This is a genomic window from Acetobacter oeni, assembly GCF_011516825.1.
GTDB lineage: Bacteria > Pseudomonadota > Alphaproteobacteria > Acetobacterales > Acetobacteraceae > Acetobacter > Acetobacter oeni.
This window is the reverse complement of record NZ_WOTA01000004.1, coordinates 1-20,417: the sequence shown is the minus strand read 5'-3', so window position 1 is coordinate 20,417 and position 20,417 is coordinate 1. Positions and strand designations below refer to the sequence as shown.

Here is a 20,417-nt window from a genome sequence, read left to right as displayed (position 1 = left end):
AATCTGAGAATACAGGTGGGCAACCCCCATCTGTTTTTCCTATTATACGTGTATGAACATGCTCGCCCCAGTTCGGACCAGAATCGGTGTCGAAGTCGTCTTTGACTTTGTCTGCCCCTGGAGCTGTCTGGGTGTCGAAACGGCGGTTTCCGCATTCCGCAGCCGGACCGATGTCGACATAAACTATATCTGGCGCCCGTTTATCCTGAACCCCGGCGCTCCTCCGGGAGGCATAACTTTTTCTGCCTGGCTTCGGGGACGGCACGGAAGCGATGACCGCGGCCGCCGCCTTCTGCATCTCATTGAAAATCAGGGGCGTAGTCTCGGGACAACACTGCATTTTGATCGCATTACCCATGTTCCGCCCACGATGGACGCCCACCGGCTTATCGCATGGGCCGCCTCACGCGGGGACTGCACAAGCCTCGTGCTGGCGATTCTTGACGCTCACTTCAGAAATGGCGCCGATATCGGCAATCCTGTCACGCTTGCTTATATCGCGGAACAGCACGGTTTTGATCCTGACCTGGCGCTGCATTTTCTTGTCGGGCGCACGCTGATCGGAACGGTGACGTCTGACCAGATCAACGCCCAGCGCGCCGGTATTAACGGTGTCCCGTCCATCATTATCGATGGACTGGCGATGACAGGTGTGCATGACGCATCGGTTCTCAACAGACTGCTTGATGCGGCGCTTGCAACCAGTCTTTCGGCTGCGACCCAGGCGGCGGACAAAGGCTGGAGCCCGGGCGCCGCACCGTTTCAGACTGTCTGATTGCTGCTGCCCGCTTCCGATATCTCCGCCTGCCGCGCGAACCGACGCGCGATCCACGCACAGACAAAAAGCTGGATCTGATGATACAGCATCAGTGGCAGGACAACGAAACCGACGCTTGCGGCCGGAAACAGTACATTTGCCATCGGGACGCCTGATGCCAGAGTCTTTTTCGACCCGCAGAACACGATGGCGACCTCGTCTTCGCGCGAAAAACCGAGCATCCGGCTGCCGAATGTTGTCACAGTCAGTACAGTCACCAGAAGCAGCGTATCCACAAGTGCGATGATCGCCAGTTGTTCCAGTGGCAGGCGATGCCAGAGCCCCTGCACGATCGCCTCGCTGAAAGCGGTGTAAACCACGATCAGGATCGATCCCCGGTCTGTCATGGAGAGAAGCTTTTTATTGCGATGCGCCCAGCCGCCGATCCAGGGCTGCAGGAGTTGTCCCGCCACAAATGGCAGGAGCAGTTGCAGCACAATACCCATTACTCCGCCTGACTGTGCGCCGTGCTTCGCCAGAACCAGCCCGACCAGCAGGGGCGTAATGAAAATTCCCGCGATGTTCGAAGCCGTCGCCGAACAGACGGCCGCCGGGACATTTCCGCGTCCGATCGACGTGAATGCAATCGAGGACTGTACTGTTGATGGCAGACAGCACAGAAACAGAACGCCCATCCACACATCATCAAGCAGCAGTCCCGGCGCCAGGGCGTGCAGTGCCAGACCAAGCAGGGGAAACAAGGCGAAGGTGCAGGCCAGAATCGTCAGATGCAGCTTCCACGCCGTCAGCCCATTCACCACGGCCGTCCGGGACAGTCGCGCGCCCTGAAGAAAAAACATGATCGCAATCACGATGATGGCAAGCCACTGAAACACCGGAACAGCCGCGCCATGACAGGGTAGAATCGTTGCGATAATCAGCGTCACGATCAGACTGAGCAGAAACGGGTCCGGCTTGAACAGCATAATTTTTTCCAGATTCACAGACCAGATTCACAGAGCAGACACGGCGCAGCGCACCATGTGCTCCGGCACGATTGCGAATTACCGCTATCTGGGCCACGTTTACCGTCAAATGAAATACTTAGCCATTCATCCTGTCAGGCTGTCGCGATACCGTTACCGCCTGTCAGCCGCCGCGTTCACTGGTCTCCTGCTTTGCGGAGCCGTGACATCTTCCGTATCGCGTGCTTCTGCGATCCCTGCCGGCTGTGCCCGGATCACGCATGGGGGGCACAGCGCCGATCAGGAGCGGACTTCTTTCGATCGTATCATAGTCACGGCGGGCTCCGGTGGCGGCACTCTGACCGCGACCAGCCAGTCGCTGACAGGGACAACGGCAGATGCCGGACCGGATCTTGCCGATGCGGCCTCTGTTCTGCTGCTCGCGGCCCTCACCGGCCACCATGATGCGGCCTGTTCCTCATGGCTGGAAAACGAAGGCAGGAGCGCCGAGACCACCCTTGCCGCCAGTCACAACCTTTCCCTGAACTGGAGTGGCGTGAGCGTCAAACGCGGTGCGCTTCATATCGGCATTGGCTCGACCCGGCTTACTCTACAAAATGGCGGCGCCAGCGCGGATGCCACTCTGTCGGTCAGCGGCGTATCTGTCAGTGGTGTGGCCACGCCGTCCCTGATGCCGTCTTCCGCCACGGCCAGTTTCACGCTGCCTCAAGGCGAACTTGCCCCGCTGATGGCCGCCACGGCGGGCAAAACTGCCACTCTTCCCGCCGTGCATGTGACAATCAGTTCTCTGACGGCACAGCGCGACACAATCGAACTGTCCGGCAACGGGCGAGCGACGCTGACGGGGGAAACGGACAACACTTCGGCGAGCGGTCATCTCGAAGTCCGCGACATCAGCGCGCTGATCGACCATGCACGACAGGATGGTCAGATGAAGATTGCCACCGCCCTGATTCTCGCGCGTATGGTCAGCCACAAGGCAGATGGCGGCAATACCTGGGACACAACGTGGGAAGGTGGCGTGCTCACCGTAAACGGGGTCCCTCTCCCTCTGAAATAACGCGGCCGGCTCAGGTCCGGGCGTGACGTCGCATCTTTTTCACAGGACTTAAAATTGCAGGCGGCCGTAACCTCGGCCATGCTGCCGCCACAAATTCAGGCGATTCGATCTGCTTCGCCTCGTGACAGGAGACCTTTCGCATGCGGGCTCGCCGTTCCTTTCGGCTTTCGATTTATACCGCAGCCGCCCTTACGACGGCGGTTGCGGGGCTGTTCGCCCTGCCTGCACAGAGTCGCGCCGCTTCCAATGAAACGCAGCAGACACTGGTCGATAAAGCCACGCTGGCTGTGCAGGATATTTTTATCGGTGCGAAAACGACGGATCGCGTTTATCGTTATCTTGGAAAATCCCGCGCTGTCATGGTCTGTCCCTCCGTCTTTCGCATGTCGATCGGTATCGGCGGCTCCGGAGGCGGATGTGTTCTCATGTCGCGCGATGCCCGGGGTTCCTGGTCCGATCCCGCGTTCTACAGACTTGGTTCAGCCTCGCTGGGCTTTCAGCTTGGCGTGCAGTCTTCCGAGATCATATTCTTCGTTATGACTGATCGCGGTTTGCAGGCCCTGCTCGACAGTCAGTTCCAGTTTGGCGCCAATGCTAATGCGTCGTTCGCGACCCTGGGCGGCGGGATCGAAAGCGGGACTGCCGGACGCTCCAACACCGATATTATGGCTATCCAGAAATCCTCCGGCGTGTTTGCCGGTGTATCTCTCGGAGGCTCGAAACTGACCGTCGACAGCGACGCGAATCGTGCGTACTACAATCAGATCGTCGGCCCGGAGGAGATCGTGGTGTCGATGCGTGTGAACAATACCGCAGCTGATCCGCTGCGTGAAATCCTGACACGCTACAGCACGAGTGCGACAGCAGCCGAGGCCACCACGTCAACCGGTGCTGCCGGAGCGGACACATCCGGAACAGGAGCAGGGATGGCGGATGGCCCGACCTCGCTCACACCGTCCACCTCCTCTGGTTCCGGCGCTATCCAGTCACAATCCCTGCCCCCGGTTACCTCAGGCAAACATTACTGACCGGCCCTGTCGTCCCCGCTGATATCGGCAGCCGGGGGCGACGGCTTAGGGAGGGCTGGCAGCGTTTTCCCTTAATGCCCGCAGTGCATCGACATTGTGGTTATGCTCATCCAGCGATGCCGTAAACCGATGCGTGCCGTTACCGGACGCTACAAAATATAAGTCGTCTCCCGGGGCAGGATGCGCCACGGCCTCAAGCGCCGCCACGCCCGGCGAACAGATTGGCGTCGGCGGCAGCCCTGCTGTGACGTAGGTATTATACGGGCTCTGTATACTCATATCCGCATGCGTCAGAGGGCGACCGAGATGTCCGGCGCCATCTGTCAGCGCGTAGATTGTGGTCGGATCAGCCTGCAATTTCATACCGAGCCTTAGCCTGTTAAGGAACACCCGTGCCACATGGGGCCGTTCCTCCGGCAATCCGGTCTCTTTTTCGACAATTGATGCCAGAATCACTAACTGTTCCGGGTCTCGCAACTCGGGAGAAGGCACCCTGCTCGTCCAGATCCGCACAACTTCGCGCTGCATTGCCAGCTTCATCCGCAGAGCAAGTGTCGTTCTGGGCATGTCACGAAGATAATTATACGTCTGAGGCAGCACTTCGCCTTCCGGCGGCACGTCCAGATGTCCGGTCAGCAATGGTGCGTCATTCACGAGCGCGGCAATCTGCTTTGCCGTCAGACCTTCCGGAATAGTGATCGGATGACGCACGGGCTGACCATGCCGCAGCACGAACAGAATATCGCGCATGGACCCCATAGCCGGGAATTGCAGTTCCGCCGCATGCAGTTGCCCGTCCCGACGCGTCAGGATGATCGCAGTTTGAAAAAGCCAGGTATCAACCGGGTTATCCCTTACAGCGCCTCCATGCTGAAGTGCGGCGATCGTGCTGGTATAACCGCCGGGCGGAATGACCAGCGGCGTCGAAGCTGGCAGCGGTCCGGGCGCTACATATCGCCAGTATCCGACACCGGCGAGGCTGCCGCCCAGCAAGAGGCTACCAGCCAGAAGACCGGCGAGACGACGCGGCCAGCTTCGGCGCCGAGGCTTCCCTGCCGTCTGTTTTTTCGCACCGTCTGTTTTTTTTCGGGCGGGTCTGCTCAAGCGTTCACGACCTCCACGGCCCATCCGGCTTCCCATGCCTCGCCCGGCTGAAGATGAAACAGACCCGGTTTGTCACGAAATTCCCCACTAAATCCCTGCGGTGTTGCGAGGCCGTGCCATGGCTCGATGCAGAGAAAAGGGGCCCCCGGCTTTGTCCACACACCCAGTTCGGGAAATCCTTCCCAGGACACTTTGAGCCCGGCTGCTCCGGGTCGCCCGAACACAAGTGAACGGCTTCTGATCTGGTCGAAAATCACCGCGTCATCTGCGAACAGCGAATCATCGAGCGCCAATTCACGGCCGTTCACAGGTGTCGGATACGCTGCGGCGGAAAGCAGTCCGCCGGACACCCGGCGGATCGGCTCCGGCTCCGGCTCTTCAAATACCAGGCGATACGCGGTTCCGGGATCGCCCTTATGAAGGGGCCAGAGAAATGCCGGGTGCGCACCCAGAGACGCATGCAGCACTTTTCGGTCATCGGGGTTCACGACCGTATAGTGAACCGCCAGCTTTCCACCGGCAATCGCATACGCGATCCTCAACCGGAACCGGAACGGAAAAGCAGCCAGACTTCTTTCGTTTTCATGCAGTTCCAGCACACAGCCATCACTTGTCGTTTCGACGAACTGAAACGCCTGATCGCGTGCGAACCCGTGTTGCGTCAGATGATATGCTTTGCCGTCGATCGTTGCTGTATCGCCTGGCAGACGCCCCACAATCGGGAACAATACCGGAGAGTGACGCCGCCACTCCGGTCCGGCGTTCCACAACAGCGGCGCACCATCCGCCTGTGTCAGCGATGTCAGTTCCGCACCGCGTGCCGAAACCGTTGCCTTTAGCAAGGCATCGCCGAACGTGTGAATTTCATTATTCATAGCGGTCCCCCGGAGCATTCATCCGGAAGTCTGTATGACGCATAGTTCCCGGATCGTAAAACCTGCTCCGAAGGAAACGGGGGTTACATCACGGTATTCTGTTTCACTGATCTGGCAGGATATCTCACAGGTATCAGTCCTTTCTCAGGTCTGCACCCGGGGGCCTGTCCATTTCCGTGCAAGCAAGCCTGTGTGAAGGGCGTTCGACCCATTCGTGTAATGCCCACGCAAGCAACAGAATCACACCGGCGAGAACGCACAGTACGAGGGCGCATTCTCCGGCCCGCAGCGTCTCCATCCATGGGCCGCATGCCCACTGGAAAATCTTAAAGGCGGTGTAATGGATCATATAAAATGGGAAGGAGATCGCGCCGAGCCATAATGCAAGACGTGAACGAAGGCAGCGATCGATAAATCCGCCCTGGCATGCCAGCCCCATAATAAGCACGGCAAAGCCAAAACTCTGGATCGGATTTATAACAGGGAAAACAAATGTCAGAATCAGAAACGCCAGCGCCGCCCAGGTTATTTCAGCCCCGTGATGCAGATTTTCGGGCGGGGAAAGCTTCATCAGGCGAGCAAGAGAAATGCCGGCGATAAATCCACCCAACATGCGCACGGCACCCATTGTACCGGTTGGATTATCATAAGCATGATGGGTTGTAACGAGTATAGGGCAGGTGAGAGCACGAGAAATGGATGCTATAGACAAACATAATATCCGTGATTTAACTTTGTTTATATATAGAACCATTTCAGGAAAAAGCAGATAACCGAGAACTTCAGCACTTAATGACTAGGACGGGCCAGGACAGATTGTCAGCTTTATAAGCAAACTTCGGCGTTTCAAAAAATCTGTCATGCTGCACATAGTCCGGGAACCAGATTACCAAGGGGGATCATTGCAACCATAATGAGCGTGTTTAACGGATAGACACGCACCTCCTGACGCATCACACCGCGTGCCTCTTCGGCGCAAAGGACATATCGAAGTCATGACAGCGGAGAAAAACCTGCGCACAGAGGCTCGATTGAGCGCTTTTTTGTCTCCTGACTATCGATTGCAGCAATGATACGTGCTGACCGGTAGCATGCCTGCCCGGATACACAGGCGCGGTGCGGTTGCTCTAAAAAAGACGGAAATCTGACAACCTTGCGGAAAATGGTCCGCAACGACCCGCTGAGACCGACATTGCAGCAGAACAGAACGAGCGCGCATCAGGTTCGCTGCTGCATCCATTCTGTCCCGCTAACGAAACAACCTAATCTTCGGCCAGACGGTCCCGTGGATGCGGTGGCAATGCTGCGCGCATACCCACATCGACGGCCGCGGAACCGCGCCCGGAAAGGGACGGATGCGTCATGAACCATTCATGCGCCGAAAACGGCTTCGTGCCGGGATCCAGCCGACGATAACGTCCTGTCCGTTCCAGAACCCACGAATTCAGATTGTCCTTCAGATCCGTTACCATGATCTGATCCAGCACCTGAGCGTGAACCGTGCTGTTCATAATCGGAACCAGACTTTCCACCCGCCAGTCCATATTCCGTGTCATCCAGTCAGCCGATGAAATAAACACTTTCGCTGAACGTGATGGCAGCCGGTGCCCGTTTCCAAATGCGTAAATCCGCGCATGTTCCAGAAAGCGTCCGACAATCGACTTTACCCGGATATTCTCGGACAATCCCGGCACACCGGGACGCAGACAGCACATCCCGCGAACGATACACATGATTTTCACGCCCGCGCAGGACGCCGCATATAGCTTGTCGATCAGTTCAGGATCGACAAGCGCATTCATCTTCAGCCAGATCTGTCCGGGTTTCCCTGCCCGCACAAAGGCGATTTCATCGTCGATCAGCTTCTCCAGCGTCTTGCGGCAGGTCAGCGGAGAGAAGGCAATCGCTTCCATCTTCGACGGCATCGCGTAGCCGGTCACATAATTGAACAGCCGGGCCGAATCCCGCACCAGTTCCGGATTACAGGTGAAGAAGGACAGATCCGTGTAAATCTTCGCTGTGATCGGATGATAATTGCCGGTCCCGAAATGCGCGTAAGAGCGAACCGTGCTCCCTTCGCGCCGGACAACGAGACTCAGCTTTGCATGCGTCTTCAGATCCGCAAACCCGAAGACCACCTGCACGCCCGCTGCCTCCAGTGCCCTGGACAGACGGATATTCGCCTCCTCGTCAAACCGCGCCCGCAGTTCAACCATCGCCGTCACGGATTTTCCGGATTCGGCGGCCTCGATCAGCGCCTTTACAATCGGACTATCACGCGATGTCCGGTATAACGTCTGCTTGATCGCGATAACATTCGGGTCCAGCGCCGCCTGACGCAGGAACTGTACCACCACATCAAAACTCTCGAACGGGTGATGAACGATCAGATCCTTAGCCCTGATCGCAGCGAAACAATCCCCGCCGAAATCGACAATCCGCTCCGGGAAACGTGGCGTATAAGGGGGAAACAGCAGATCCGGGCGATCATCGACGATCATCTGCTTCAGATCGACCACGCCGATCATTCCGGAATGAACGGAGACCTCTTCCGGCGGCAGATCAAGCTCGTCGACAATCGCGGCTGCCAGTTCGGGAGGAACCCGTGCTTCCATATCCACATGGATGACCACGCCGCGCCGCCGCTGTTTCAACGCCGTCTCGTAGGAACGGACAAGATCTTCCGCTTCGTCTTCAAATTCGACATCGGTATCGCGCACGACACGCAACATACCGCCTTCGCCGATCACCAGACCCGGATAAAGCCGGTCAATACAAAGCGTAATCAGGTTCTCAAGCAGTACGAACCGGACAACAAGCGGCTTTCCCGGCGGAGATGGCAGACGAATGAACCGGTCCACCTGCGCCGGCAGCAGAATGAGCCCGTTCATCACGAACTTATCCGTCTCGGCCGAAATCAGACGCAGCGCCAGCGCCAGCCCCATATTGGGGATAAATGGCAGGGGATGTGCCGGGTCCACCGCAAGCGGTGTCAGAACCGGGAACACACGCTCCATGAAGTAATCTGTGAGCCAGACCCTGTCAGCTTCATCAAGCTGCTCAAGGCCGCACAGTACCACGCCTGCATCGGCCAGAAGCTCCCGCAGATGCGTCCATATACGCTGTTGTTCCCGCAGAAGCTGCGCCGACCTTTCCCGGACAGCAGCGAGTTGCAGTGCCGGCGTCAGACCGTCGGGCGACAGTGAGATCAGCCCTTCCCGCACCTGACCAACAAGACCGGCCACGCGCACCGAGTAGAATTCATCAAGATTATTGGCGCTGATCGACAGAAAGCGCAGCCGTTCAAGCAGAGGGTTCCGGACGTTCTCCGCCTCTTCCACGACACGCTGATTAAATGCCAGCCAGGACAGTTCCCTGTTGATGAAACGGTCAGAAGATGTTGCGTCAATCGTATGGCTGACCGCGTCTCTGGTCCGGACGGCAGCAAGAGCCGACCTGGTTTTGCCTGTCTTTTTTTCGGCAACTGCCGCAACATTCCGCGCTGACCGGGATCGGGCCTTTGCCTCTGCTCCCGTCGTGCCTTTTACCCTGCGCCCCGTGCCTCGTGTCCTGCTACCACCTTCACTCCCCGCCAACGCTTTACTCCAGTCAGTCCGGTCCGGTCATCGCCGGGTCAATTCAGAGCGGCAACCGTACGCCGACAATCCACTGCTGTCACATGACATTTTTTTTGAATCGACCGGACAGGTGTTCTGGTTCCGTGTCATTCCGAGGTTCCGCATATGTCCTCCAGCACCCGCGCGGCACCTTTGCGGTCCAGCGGTATTCCGGCAGCCAGTGTCATGGCATCAATCCTGGCAACAGCCTCGTGCACTGCCCGCGCTTCACGCGGCAGGCGGTGCAGCAGCCACTCCGTGACCGGCCGTGTCACCACAAGCTGGCGCTCCGCGAGCAGCCGCAACATCAGACGGAGCAGCAACGCATCCTCGGCGGGCTTCAGCTCCACCGTCATCGTTGCCCTCAGACGGCTGCAAAGATCGGGAAGAGAAACTCTCCATCGTCCGGGTGGCAGCCGCGCTGTCATCAGGAGCGGCACCCGATGCTCGCGGGCCATATTGACGATCCGCAGGAGCGCCAGCTCATCAAAATCCGCAGTCGGAACAGAATCAAGAGCCAGAGCTGCGGGAGCGTCTTCCATCAGAACCGCCGCGTCCGGAATGCCATCGCTGCATTCCATAGCCGCAGCGCCGCATCGCTTTGCCCATGCCTGTAACAGATGTGTCTTGCCGCGTCCCGGCGCGCCCCATAAAATCAGCCGGCTCTCCGACCAGCCCTGCATGGCATCCCGTGAAAAAAGCCACGCCCGCGCTGAAGCATTGGATTGCGCCGCAACAAATCCCGTTTCATCAAATCGCGGCTGATGGCGGAACAGAAAGGCTGTCTGAGTCGACATTTCAGGCCCGCGGATTTCTCCGGTCGCACCTGCCCTGATGCGCGAGGGCGCCGCTTCAGACCATTCCGGATCGGAAACCTGCTCAGTCACCGCTATGCGCGCCGCCCCGCCTGCCGTAAAGAAACCCGGAACCCTGTTACCTCAAACGCCACGGATGTTCGAGCACTGATCGGACATCCTCAGACAAGACGAGCAGACCGATGAGCCACTCCAAACCCGACACCGTGAAGTCCGGCGCCCGGAACCAGGGCCTCACTTATCGTGAAGCCGGTGTGGATATTGAAGCAGGGGATGCTCTTGTCGAAGCCATCAAACCGGCGGCAAAAGCCACCACACGGCGTGGCGTCATGGGCGGACTGGGCGGTTTCGGGGCACTGTTCGATCTCAAGGCGGCCGGTTTTACCGACCCCGTCCTCGTGTCCTGCACCGACGGAGTCGGCACCAAGCTGAATCTCGCCATCGACAGCGGCCTGCACGATACCGTGGGGATCGATCTTGTCGCCATGTGCGTCAACGACCTTGTTGTTCAGGGTGCCGAACCACTTTTCTTTCTCGATTATTTTGCCACAGGCAAACTCGCTGTCGAGGATGCTGCCCGTGTTGTCCGAGGTATCGCGGAGGGCTGCCGCCTTTCCGGATGCGCCCTTGTTGGCGGTGAAACGGCGGAAATGCCGGGCATGTATGCCGCAGGTCACTACGATCTCGCCGGCTTTTCTGTCGGGGCTGCCGAGCGACATAATCTTCTGCCCGGCTCCATCCGCGCAGGCGACACACTCATCGGCCTGCCTTCCAGCGGCGTGCATTCCAATGGCTTCTCCCTTGTCCGCCGCATTCTGGAAAGCGCGGGCCTCAGCCTTTCCGATCCGGCTCCTTTTGCGGAAGGCAAAACGCTCGCGGAAGCCCTGATGACTCCGACGCGGCTTTATGTGCAGCAGGTTCTTACGCTTCACCGCGAAGGTCTGATTTCCGGCGCGGCCCATATCACCGGCGGAGGGCTGCCTGGTAACCTTCCGCGCGTCCTGCCTGCCGGTACCAGCGCCGTCATCGATCGGCCATGGGCGCCGCTGCCCGTCTTCTGCTGGCTGGCACAGACCGGAAATGTAGCACCCGATGAAATGCTCCGGGTGTTCAACTGCGGCCTTGGCATGATCCTGCTGACTCCGAAGCCGGATGAAACATGCGCCCGCCTGCTGGAACTTGGTGAAGCCCCCGTTGTCCTGGGCCGTATCGAAAGCGCTCCGCAAGATGATGCACCGACACTCGACATGAAGATCATGCCGGAATTCACGTGGCCCTGAGTAATTCAGGCTTTACATAAGAAAATCTATATAACTTATTGTTTTTAAAGTTTTTATAAAAATAAGCTTTATGAGAAAATGCTTTAGAAAACATAGATAGCATGTTGATTATAAAATTTTCTCAAATTTAGCTGCCACTCAGGATCAGATCGCCCGTGACGTCTTCTTCCCTGCCTGCCCGACGCAAAATCCGGATTGCCATTCTGATCAGTGGCCGGGGCAGCAATATGCGCTCTCTCGTTACGGCCTGTACCGCTGCCGATTTTCCGGCAACGGTCGCTCTTGTTCTGAGTAACCGCGAAGATGCCGCCGGTCTGACCTATGCCCGTGAAGCCGGAGTGCGGGCCATTGCTGTCCCTCACAAATCCTGCGGCAAAGATCGGGAAACCCACGAACGCGCCGTTAACGAAGCTCTTACCGCCTCCGGTATCGAGTTTGTCTGTCTCGCAGGGTACATGCGCCTGCTTACTCCATGGTTCACAAACGCCTGGGCCGGACGCATGATCAATATCCACCCCAGCCTGCTGCCACTTTTTCCCGGCACCCACACCCATGAACGGGCGCTTGAAGCCGGAGTGCGTATTCACGGCTGCACCGTCCACCATGTTACGGCGGGCATGGATGAAGGCCCCATCATTGCTCAGGCCGCCGTTCCGGTCTTCCCTTCGACAGACACCCCCGACGTTCTCGCGGCCCGGGTGCTGGCACAGGAGCACGTCCTCTATCCGGCGGCGCTTCGCCATATTCTCACAGGAATGACTCCGGAATGCGCTGGCATGGCAGAGAACAGCCTGATTGTGGTGTGAGCAGGACCAGAGTTGTCCTGCCGTTCTATCGCCTGGCCAGCCACATAATCAGTGACAGCACGACACTGAGCAATATCCCCGTCATGATGGGCATATAAAAAGTAAATCCGGGCCGCTGAATCACGATATCTCCGGGTAACCGCCCGAGATGAAGCCGCATCAGCCACGGCCACAGCACGCCTGCCGCCACAATTGCCAGACCTGTCATAATCAGCAATCGTGACATTCCGGCCTTACTCCGTCAGCGTCATACCCGCTCCATTGGATGCAGCTTCGCATTCAACAGCGTCAGCGTCAGTACCGAAAGTGCCGCCGCGCCCACAACCAGCATCAGAGGCAACGCCAGTCCCACCCCCAGAGAGGATGCAATTCCATGCTGCAACAGCGCATTGCTTGCCGCAATCAGATTGCCGAACTGATAGGCCACACCCGGAAATGTCGCCCGCACCGACGCCGGTGACAACTCACTCAGATAAGCCGGGACCACCCCCCAGGCTCCCTGGATGCAGAACTGCATACAGATTGCTCCGATGGTCAGCCACACCGAAGAATGCGGCAGTGTCCACAGCGGCAACAGCGGCAGAACCAGGAAAGCTGCTGTCGCAATCGCATACTGACGACCGATTTTCTGGGACAGGAAGCCGAAGAATATACCGCCTGCTATCGCGCCGATATTATAAAGGACCACAATCAGTGTCACATGATCCGGTGTGATTTTCCGTTCCAGCGCCAGAAACAGCTTCGGGTACAGATCCTGCGAGCCGTGGCTCATGAAGTTGAACGACGCCATCAGCGCCACGGCAAACACGCACAGAGCCGTGTTGCCGCGAATAACGCTCCACAGTCCCGGAGCCACCTCACGGCTGCCAGCTTTCTGCCGCGCCAGCCAGTCCGGGCTCTCCGGCACCCGCCACCAGATATAAAGCGCGGAAATCACCGCGCTTCCGCCAAGGATAAACAGACCGCGCCAGCCGAACGCCGGCAAAAGCAGAAACATCAGTGAAGCGAGCAGATAGCCCGCCGGATAGCCCGCCTGTAAAATTCCCGAACTCATGCCTTTCCAGGACGACGGCACACTCTCCATGATCAGGGATGTACCCACGCCCCACTCGCCGCCCAGCGCCACCCCGAACAGTGTCCGGAGCGCCAGAAACACGCCGATCGTAGGCGCGAAAGCCGATGAGACCTCGATCACGGAGTAAATCATGATCGTCCAGATCAGGACCGGTTTCCGTCCGTATTTATCAGCGGCCCGGCCGCACAGAAATGCGCCGATCGGTCGGGTCAGCAGCGTCAGCGTCGGCGCCAGCAGAACCGTGCTCAATGGAACGGCAAAGCTTTCCGCCACATTGTCGAGTGTAAACAGCACGATGAAAAAATCGCATGCGTCCAGCATCCAGCCCAGAAAAGAGGCGGCGACAACATGCCGCGCCGTCGCCAGATCACAACCCGCTGTCCCACCGGAAGAAGACGCGGAAATATGCTCAGTGTTCATGCAATGTCTCCAGATCGCTCCCGGTTCGTTGCACGCAGCCGCACCCGAAGCCACGCCCGCCGCCTTCACGATCCCGACACCATTATGCCTGTGCCTCGATTGCAGCACAGGAAACGGAGGGAATGCTTCCAGCCGACAGGCACGCTCACACCAACATGAGCACAGTCCATCCCAGGGAACTCCACCTGAACAGGTCGCGCATCGGGCAGGACAACAGGCGCTGTCGAACTTCCATGCGGCCCGGATCACCGGCGTCAGCCGTGCCGTCTGCGTGCCTGTGCCACCGGTCCTTTCTGCTGTCACTTTCCCTGTCACCGCATTATGCGTCAGAATGGTCCCTTTCCTGGTGTCTGTGGGGCTTACCCGCAAACAGGCTCTCCGGAAGGCGTGTTCTGACAGTGACACTCCTGATCTGTCCGCTTCCGACTCAGCGCCGGCAGGTTGACGGTTAATTTCCCCACGGGGTATCGCCCTGCCCTACACGTCGCCTGGATGACAAAGACCGGCAGAGAGGAATGATGCCATGACGAAATCGCTACCGGTCATCGCCGTGGACGGTCCTGCTGCCGCCGGCAAGGGGACACTCGCGAAATGTCTCGCCGATGCCCTCTGCCTCCCCTATCTCGATACCGGACTGCTTTACCGCGCCGTCGGTCGTCTGATGCTTGACGGAGATCTCGATCCTGCCACGCAGTCCGGCGAGCAGATCGCCGCTGCCCTGCGTCCGGACGACCTGAAACGTACCGATCTGCGCACTCCGGATGTTGACCGTGCCGCCAGCCTGGTCGCCGGTGACCAAGCTGTCAGACAGGCCCTCGTCCACACACAACGTGCTTTCGCTGCCGAACGCGGCGGCGTGCTGGACGGTCGTGATATTGGCACCGTAATTTTCCCTGATGCTGACGTTAAGCTCTACATCACCGCGTCCGTGCGGACGCGGGCTGAACGCCGCTATATGCAGACAGGCGGAAGCGTGGACGCTCCTGACCGGGAAGCCCGCATCAGTGAAGTCGAAGCCGCTCTGACGGAACGCGACCGCGCCGATACCTCCCGCTCGGCCGCACCGCTTCGCATGGCGGCAGACGCAGTAAAAATCGAAACGGACACGCTGATCGCCGAACAGGTTCTTGCCGAGGCGATCCGGATCGTTAAATCCGTTCTTGACGCAAAAGCGTTCTGATCTTCCCAATACCCGTCCGCAGGCAAATTCACCGGCCGGCGCCATATCGTCCCTGGCGCAGGAAACGGAGCGCAGGACTAAAGTCCGCCGACTATATTTTTTTATGCAGAGCCGTGCGCTCTTTCGTCCGCCCCAGGAGACCGTGCGATGACAGCCCGCCTGACAGACAGCGATCCGCATCACGCGCACGCAACGGCCTGTGGTCATGACCACGACGGTCATACGCACGTAGATGACGAATCGTCCGGTATTCAGATTTCGCGTGATCACGGGAACCACATGCACAATCACGACCATGATCACGGAGATCATGGTCATGGCGAGCACGATCATGACCATGGTCTCTTCGGGCACCATCATCATGCCCCCTCATCCTTCGGCTTCGCCTTCGCTCTCGGGATCGGCCTTAATACCGCCTACCTGGTCGCGGAAACCATCTGGGGCCTGCTTTCCCACTCCCTTGCCCTGCTGGCCGATGCCGGACACAACCTGTCGGACGTCCTGGCGCTCGGGGCCGCGTGGCTCGCGCACGATCTGGCCCGACGCGCCCCCTCGGCCCGCTTTACCTATGGTCTGCGTCGCTCCTCCATTCTTGCCGCACTGAGCAACGCCGTGATTCTGCTGCTCGTCACGGGCGGCATTGCCTGGGAAGCCGTGCTGCGCCTCCTGCATCCGGCACCGGTCGTCGGCAAAACCGTTATGATCGTCGCCGCTGTCGGTATCCTTGTGAATGGTGGCACGGCCCTGCTCTTCATGGGCGGACAGAAAAACGATCTCAATCTTCGCGGTGCTTTTCTGCATATGGCCACGGATGCCCTCGCCTCCTTTGCCGTGGTCGTCACAGGCGCCCTCGTCATGCTCACAGGGCTTCTCTGGCTTGACCCGGCCATCAGCCTTGCCATTTCGGTAATGATCGTCGCCGCGACCTGGTCTCTCCTGCGCGACTCACTCGACATGGCGCTGGACGGTGTTCCCAAAGGCATCGACATCAGCGGCGTCGAGACCTATCTCCTCAGTCTGCCGGGAGTCACCGGCCTGCATGATCTGCACGTCTGGGCCATGAGCACCACGGAAACCGCCCTGACCGCGCATCTTGTCCGCACCGCCGCAGACAGCAGCGGCAATGATTCCATTCTCGAAGCCGCCGGTCAGACCCTGCGCGAGCGCTTCGGGATCATTCACCCAACCCTTCAGATCGAACTGACCCGCTGTGATGCCGGGTGCAGCCTCGGAGAGATGCCGGTTGCCTGAAACGTCCCCTCAGGCTGAACTTAGCGGACAGAGCACCGTATCTGTGACAGCGGACGATAAAAGCAAAACAGCGGTCGCCTGGCTGAGTCTTGGTGTTGCGATTCTCGCTCTCTGCCTGAAATACGCGGCCTGGGCCTGTACGGGCAGCGTCGCGCTGAAATCGGATGCGCTGGAGACCGTCATCAACGTCGTTGCGGCCATTGGCGGCCTGTGGGCCATCAGACTCGCCGAGCGTCCGGCCGACGACAACCATACTTACGGCCACTATAAAGCCGAATATCTGTCTGCCATTATCGAAAGCGCCATGGTGCTCGTCACTGCGTTTGCCATTGGCAAGGCCTCGGTTGATGGCTTTCTCCACCCTGCCACCGTTGCGTCTCCCTGGGCCGGCATCGTGCTCAACGGGGTTGCCACAATTCTCAATCTCGCATGGGGCGTGACCCTGCTACGGATCGGTCGATCAAAGCGCTCGCCCGCCCTTGTCGCCGGCGGACAGCATGTCCTCTCCGACGTCTGGACTGGCTTTGGCCTCATCACGGGGCTTGCCCTGATACCTTTCACCGGCTGGCGCTGGCTCGACCCCGCTCTCGCCGCTCTTGTCGCCGTGAACGTGCTCCGCGTTGGCTGGGAAATGCTTCGTCAGTCGGTTGCGGGGCTCATGGATGAGGCGCCTGACCCCGAGACCCTGCAGAAACTTCGTGAAGTAATCGCTGATAATGCTACCGGCGCCATTGAGGCTCATGACATCCGCACGCGTGAAGTCGGTGCGGTCACCTTCATCGAATTTCATCTCGTGGTTCCGGGCACCATGACCGTCGCCGTCGTTCACGAAATCTGCGACCGCATTGAGGCCGGTTTGCGCCGCGTTATCGGTCGCGCTCTGATCAATATCCATGTCGAGCCGGAATATAAGGCGAAAAATACGGGCATTATCCTGAATCCTGTCTTTCCGGCATCGCAGAGGCATTCTGCTGAAAGCAATGTTTTGTAATGGGTCCGGATTTAAGTTTTTCTGCTGCTATATTTCGGTGGGTGCTTTCCACGATTGCGGTCGACTACCTTTTGTCCGGGGATGGCTCTGGTCCGCACCCCGGGATTTGTCCGGAACACGGATCATAATTTCACTCTCCTTTTAACTAGCTGTTCAGCCAGTCATTTCCTTATTATTTCCGGCATCGAAACGCTTGCCGGCGGAGTGATGCAGCGTTGATATTTTTCATCTCCACATAAATGCAATGCGGCGGGAACAATAATCTTTTCCTAAAAACGATATGAACCCGGTCATGGCACCCGCGTTACCAGCCTGTAAGATTCCACGTAATTACTGTATCTCAGGACTTGGAAAGTCATACCGCGAGGCGTAAGCCCACATCAGGTCCCTCGCCTTCCGCTGTTCTTCCGAAGGCGCCCGTCACGTATCCCGGAATAAGCTGACAAAAACCGCATGTCCTCCGCTACAGGCCGTATCAGACATTTTCGCGAAACTGCCCGCATTACAACGGCGGAATGGCGTCGTAAACTGATCTACTGGGGTGGCTCTGTCATGGTTGGTATCGTGGCGGTCACCTTCGCCACTCTCGCCGATGATGCGGCAAAACTCCGTCATCATGTTCTTGATTACAGTCCCTGGCTGATACTGATCATTACGCCCGGCGGTCTCGCGCTGTCTATCTGGCTGACACGCACATATTTTCGCGGTGCGCAGGGCAGCGGCATTCCTCAGGCCATCGCCTGCATGCATCTCTCCGACGGTGATGTCGTCAATCGCGTTCTCTCTCTTAAAATCGCTGCCGCCAAAATCCTGCTGACCTGTCTGGGGCTTTTCGCGGGCGCGTCGATCGGGCGCGAAGGTCCGACCGTTCAGGTCGGGGCCGCCATTATGAACGCTGTTGGCCGGTTTACAGATATCGGTGACGCTCTTTCCCGGCGCGCGCTCGTCCTTACAGGCGGAGCAGCCGGCGTCGCCGCAGCCTTCAACACGCCGCTCGCAGGAATCGTGTTTGGTATTGAGGAACTGGCCCACTCTTTCGAACAGCGCACCAGCGGCGTTGTGCTGGCTGGTGTCGTTCTCGCCGGTGTCACCGCGATCGCTCTGGTCGGTAACTACAGCTATTTCGGCCATACAGATTCCGTCGTGCCCGTCGGAGCGAGTTGGCTGGCCGTCATTGCCTGCGGTCTGCTGGGTGGTATTACCGGCGGGACATTTTCTGCCATTCTGATCCGTGCTTCCAGGGGGCTGCCAGGCACGGCCGGACGTTTTATTGCTCAGCATCCCATCGCTTTTGCGGCCCTTTGCGGACTGGTTCTCGCCGTCATCGGTCTGGCTTCCGGCGGGATGACCTACGGAACCGGATATGCTCAGGCCCGCGCCATCATTCAGGGCGAAGAACACTACCCGGCCTCCTATTTTATCCTGAAGTATATTGCCACTATTGTCTCATATTGCTCTGGTATTCCCGGAGGTCTGTTTGCGCCGTCACTCTCCGTGGGCGCCGGCATGGGCGGCTGGGTGGCTCAGTTTCTGCCTCAGACCACTCCCGGCGCAGTCGTTCTTCTTGGAACCGTGGCGTATTTTTCCGCAGTCGTGCAGGCTCCTCTGACTGCTACTGTTATCGTCATGGAAATGTGCGACAATCAGCAGGTGACGCTTGCTCTTCTGGCCAGTTCCTTTCTGGCCTTTGGTGTCTCCCGCATGATCTGCAAACAACCACTTTACGGCGCCCTCGCCGAACGTTTTCTGCGAACCGTTTCACCCGAAAGCGTTCCGGCGGAGCGTGAAGAGAAACCTGAAAAAAGAGACAATCCGGGTCTCTGATAATTGTGCTTTTTTGCTGCAATATTTTGTTATTTTCCGCAACCTGTTACACTATAATGGTTTCTGACAGGTCGCCGGGGTAAATACTGATATGTCTATGCCGCACGAAGCTGCATCCGGCGGCATCATCTCCTGGTGGTCCGGACATATCAGAGATATCGGTCGAAAACTCGCTCTCGCCCTGGCTCTTTGTATTCCTCCGCTTCGTCGTCTTCACAGACAACGAAACGACCTTGTCAGAGAGCGGGATGCCGTTCAGGCACGGCTTGATGCGGTCCTGACCGGTCCGGCAGGAACCGGAAACACTCACCAAAGTCCGTTCTGGTTTTATAACAGCGCATTCGATGCCGTTGGTCTGATGAAAAAATATCAGGCGACCGATGTCAGACCCAAAGTCGGTCACCTTGCCAATTATCTTGGCGTCTATACGGACACACGTTTTTTCCCCGGCATCCTCACCGGCCGCGAAGGTGAGGTAAATGCCGGTCTTCCCGTTCCTGCAAACTGGCATACCGACATCGCTGAATGGGGTGCCGCTCTGCGGGCCGTCGATCTGTCCGGCCCGACTTTTACGGTCATGGAGCTGGGCTGCGGCTGGGGGTGCTGGATCAACAACGCCGGCGCCGCAGCACGTCGGGCCGGCAAAAGCGTCACCCTGATCGGTGTTGAAGGCGAACCCGCTTACGCGACTTTTGCCAGAGAGGCCTGTCTGACAAACGGGTTTCAGCCCGAAGAATTCATGATTGTTCACGGGGTCGCCGGGCGTCGGAAAGGCATGGCCCTTTTTCCGACCCAGCAGGTCGAAGGTGCGTCCTGGGGCCTGGAGCCTGTCTTCAACGCATCGGAACAGCAACGGCGCGAAGCGACAGCCAGAGGATCGCATGTCGAAGTGCCTATGCTGCCGCTTGCCGATCTCATCCCGCCCGGGGGACGGCTCGATCTGCTCCATATGGATATCCAGGGCGGTGAGGCGGATTTTATCGAAGACTGCCTGCCGGAACTGAACAGCACCGTTGCCTGTCTCGTCATCGGCACCCATTCACGCGAAATCGAAGGGCGTCTCTTTACGACCCTGTCTGCCGCCGGATGGATACCCGAAATCGAACGTCCCTGCATTTTCACGCTGGACAGCAAAAAGCCTGTCACAATCGTGGATGGTCTTCAGGGCTGGCGAAATCCCGCGCTTCTTCCCTGAACACAGAAACATTTCCGATCTGGACAGAAACTCCCTAGGGCATGTCGTCATTTAATACCGCTGATTGCGGAGACGAGTTGCACGGCAGCGAGGCATGTTGACTTTAGTTTTTCGTAGCGTGTTGCAATACCTCTGAACTGCTTCAGTCTGGCA

At 58.3% G+C, this 20,417-nt stretch carries 17 protein-coding genes and 1 pseudogene; 10 read left to right on the top strand and 8 right to left on the bottom strand.

What is annotated here, in order from left to right; all coding sequences use genetic code 11:
- The first annotated feature begins 52 nt into the window (after positions 1–52).
- On the top strand, positions 53–775 hold the full coding sequence (locus tag GOB90_RS03630; protein ID WP_146885844.1) for a DsbA family oxidoreductase: 723 nt from the start codon (positions 53–55) through the stop codon (positions 773–775).
- Here the strand turns inward: GOB90_RS03630 and GOB90_RS03625 are convergent.
- Positions 763–1,743, bottom strand: a complete 981-nt coding sequence (locus tag GOB90_RS03625; protein WP_146885842.1) for a bile acid:sodium symporter family protein — start codon at positions 1,741–1,743, stop codon at positions 763–765. The two genes, GOB90_RS03630 and GOB90_RS03625, sit on opposite strands and share 13 nt — an antisense overlap.
- Positions 1,744–1,945: 202 nt before the next feature.
- Between GOB90_RS03625 and GOB90_RS03620 the strand changes: the two genes are divergently transcribed.
- Positions 1,946–2,803, top strand: a complete 858-nt coding sequence (locus GOB90_RS03620; RefSeq protein WP_242011769.1) for a hypothetical protein — start codon at positions 1,946–1,948, stop codon at positions 2,801–2,803.
- A 140-nt stretch (positions 2,804–2,943) separates the two neighbouring features.
- Positions 2,944–3,831, top strand: coding sequence for a lipid-binding SYLF domain-containing protein (locus GOB90_RS03615; RefSeq protein ID WP_146885840.1), 888 nt, complete (start codon positions 2,944–2,946; stop codon positions 3,829–3,831).
- A gap of 45 nt (positions 3,832–3,876) precedes the next feature.
- Here the strand turns inward: GOB90_RS03615 and mltG are convergent, their stop codons facing one another.
- The 5 genes and pseudogenes from mltG to GOB90_RS03590 form a co-directional block, all read right to left on the bottom strand.
- Positions 3,877–4,935: an endolytic transglycosylase MltG gene (gene mltG / locus GOB90_RS03610; protein WP_242011768.1), complete on the bottom strand. Its 1,059-nt coding sequence runs from the start codon at positions 4,933–4,935 to the stop codon at positions 3,877–3,879.
- Positions 4,932–5,810, bottom strand: coding sequence for an aldose 1-epimerase family protein (locus tag GOB90_RS03605; protein ID WP_146885836.1), 879 nt, complete (start codon positions 5,808–5,810; stop codon positions 4,932–4,934). Before GOB90_RS03605 ends, mltG begins: the two co-directional genes overlap by 4 nt.
- A gap of 133 nt (positions 5,811–5,943) precedes the next feature.
- A pseudogene (locus GOB90_RS03600) lies at positions 5,944–6,594 on the bottom strand (acyltransferase family protein); the annotation flags it as partial.
- A 478-nt stretch (positions 6,595–7,072) separates the two neighbouring features.
- Positions 7,073–9,220 (bottom strand): RNA degradosome polyphosphate kinase, encoded by a 2,148-nt coding sequence (locus tag GOB90_RS03595; RefSeq protein WP_373322122.1) that lies wholly within the window; start codon positions 9,218–9,220, stop codon positions 7,073–7,075.
- A gap of 314 nt (positions 9,221–9,534) precedes the next feature.
- Positions 9,535–10,314, bottom strand: a complete 780-nt coding sequence (locus tag GOB90_RS03590; protein WP_146885829.1) for a P-loop NTPase family protein — start codon at positions 10,312–10,314, stop codon at positions 9,535–9,537.
- A gap of 110 nt (positions 10,315–10,424) precedes the next feature.
- Between GOB90_RS03590 and purM the strand changes: the two genes are divergently transcribed.
- Positions 10,425–11,522 carry a phosphoribosylformylglycinamidine cyclo-ligase gene (purM, locus tag GOB90_RS03585; protein WP_146885827.1) on the top strand — a complete coding sequence of 366 codons (1,098 nt, stop codon included), beginning with the start codon at positions 10,425–10,427 and terminating at the stop codon, positions 11,520–11,522.
- Between the two features lie 155 nt (positions 11,523–11,677).
- Complete coding sequence (purN, locus tag GOB90_RS03580; protein WP_261765912.1) at positions 11,678–12,328, top strand: phosphoribosylglycinamide formyltransferase; 651 nt, start codon at positions 11,678–11,680, stop codon at positions 12,326–12,328.
- Positions 12,329–12,353: 25 nt separating this feature from the next.
- Here the strand turns inward: purN and GOB90_RS03575 are convergent, their stop codons facing one another.
- Both GOB90_RS03575 and GOB90_RS03570 read right to left on the bottom strand, forming a co-directional pair.
- A complete protein-coding gene (locus GOB90_RS03575; RefSeq protein WP_146885825.1) occupies positions 12,354–12,554 on the bottom strand; it encodes a DUF2905 domain-containing protein in 201 nt (66 codons plus the stop codon).
- Between the two features lie 21 nt (positions 12,555–12,575).
- The gene (locus tag GOB90_RS03570; RefSeq protein ID WP_146885822.1) at positions 12,576–13,823 is read right to left on the bottom strand and encodes an MFS transporter; all 1,248 of its coding nucleotides are present in this window, start codon (positions 13,821–13,823) and stop codon (positions 12,576–12,578) included.
- A gap of 523 nt (positions 13,824–14,346) precedes the next feature.
- Between GOB90_RS03570 and cmk the strand changes: the two genes are divergently transcribed.
- The 5 genes from cmk (at position 14,347) to GOB90_RS03545 (ending at position 20,264) form a co-directional block, all read left to right on the top strand.
- A complete protein-coding gene (cmk, locus tag GOB90_RS03565; protein WP_146885820.1) occupies positions 14,347–15,003 on the top strand; it encodes a (d)CMP kinase in 657 nt (218 codons plus the stop codon).
- A gap of 147 nt (positions 15,004–15,150) precedes the next feature.
- Complete coding sequence (locus GOB90_RS03560) at positions 15,151–16,254, top strand: cation diffusion facilitator family transporter (protein ID WP_173571908.1); 1,104 nt, start codon at positions 15,151–15,153, stop codon at positions 16,252–16,254.
- Between the two features lie 43 nt (positions 16,255–16,297).
- Complete coding sequence (locus tag GOB90_RS03555) at positions 16,298–17,245, top strand: cation diffusion facilitator family transporter (protein WP_261765911.1); 948 nt, start codon at positions 16,298–16,300, stop codon at positions 17,243–17,245.
- A gap of 453 nt (positions 17,246–17,698) precedes the next feature.
- Entirely contained in the window at positions 17,699–19,069 is a 1,371-nt protein-coding gene (locus GOB90_RS03550; RefSeq protein ID WP_146885816.1) for a chloride channel protein, read from the top strand.
- A 91-nt stretch (positions 19,070–19,160) separates the two neighbouring features.
- Positions 19,161–20,264 carry an FkbM family methyltransferase gene (locus GOB90_RS03545; protein ID WP_198912611.1) on the top strand — a complete coding sequence of 368 codons (1,104 nt, stop codon included), beginning with the start codon at positions 19,161–19,163 and terminating at the stop codon, positions 20,262–20,264.
- Positions 20,265–20,417 lie beyond the last annotated feature (153 nt).

Bases quoted from the DNA above. Each gene is read 5' to 3' on its own strand.
- GOB90_RS03630 (WP_146885844.1), top strand. From the start codon at position 53: ATGAACATGCTCGCCCCAGTTCGGACCAGAATCGGTGTCGAAGTCGTC.
- GOB90_RS03625 (WP_146885842.1), bottom strand. From the start codon at position 1,743: ATGCTGTTCAAGCCGGACCCGTTTCTGCTCAGTCTGATCGTGACGCTG.
- GOB90_RS03615 (WP_146885840.1), top strand. From the start codon at position 2,944: ATGCGGGCTCGCCGTTCCTTTCGGCTTTCGATTTATACCGCAGCCGCC.
- GOB90_RS03605 (WP_146885836.1), bottom strand. From the start codon at position 5,810: ATGAATAATGAAATTCACACGTTCGGCGATGCCTTGCTAAAGGCAACG.
- purM (WP_146885827.1), top strand. From the start codon at position 10,425: ATGAGCCACTCCAAACCCGACACCGTGAAGTCCGGCGCCCGGAACCAG.
- GOB90_RS03575 (WP_146885825.1), bottom strand. From the start codon at position 12,554: ATGTCACGATTGCTGATTATGACAGGTCTGGCAATTGTGGCGGCAGGC.
- GOB90_RS03570 (WP_146885822.1), bottom strand. From the start codon at position 13,823: ATGAACACTGAGCATATTTCCGCGTCTTCTTCCGGTGGGACAGCGGGT.
- cmk (WP_146885820.1), top strand. From the start codon at position 14,347: ATGACGAAATCGCTACCGGTCATCGCCGTGGACGGTCCTGCTGCCGCC.
- GOB90_RS03560 (WP_173571908.1), top strand. From the start codon at position 15,151: ATGACAGCCCGCCTGACAGACAGCGATCCGCATCACGCGCACGCAACG.
- GOB90_RS03550 (WP_146885816.1), top strand. From the start codon at position 17,699: ATGTCCTCCGCTACAGGCCGTATCAGACATTTTCGCGAAACTGCCCGC.
- GOB90_RS03545 (WP_198912611.1), top strand. From the start codon at position 19,161: ATGTCTATGCCGCACGAAGCTGCATCCGGCGGCATCATCTCCTGGTGG.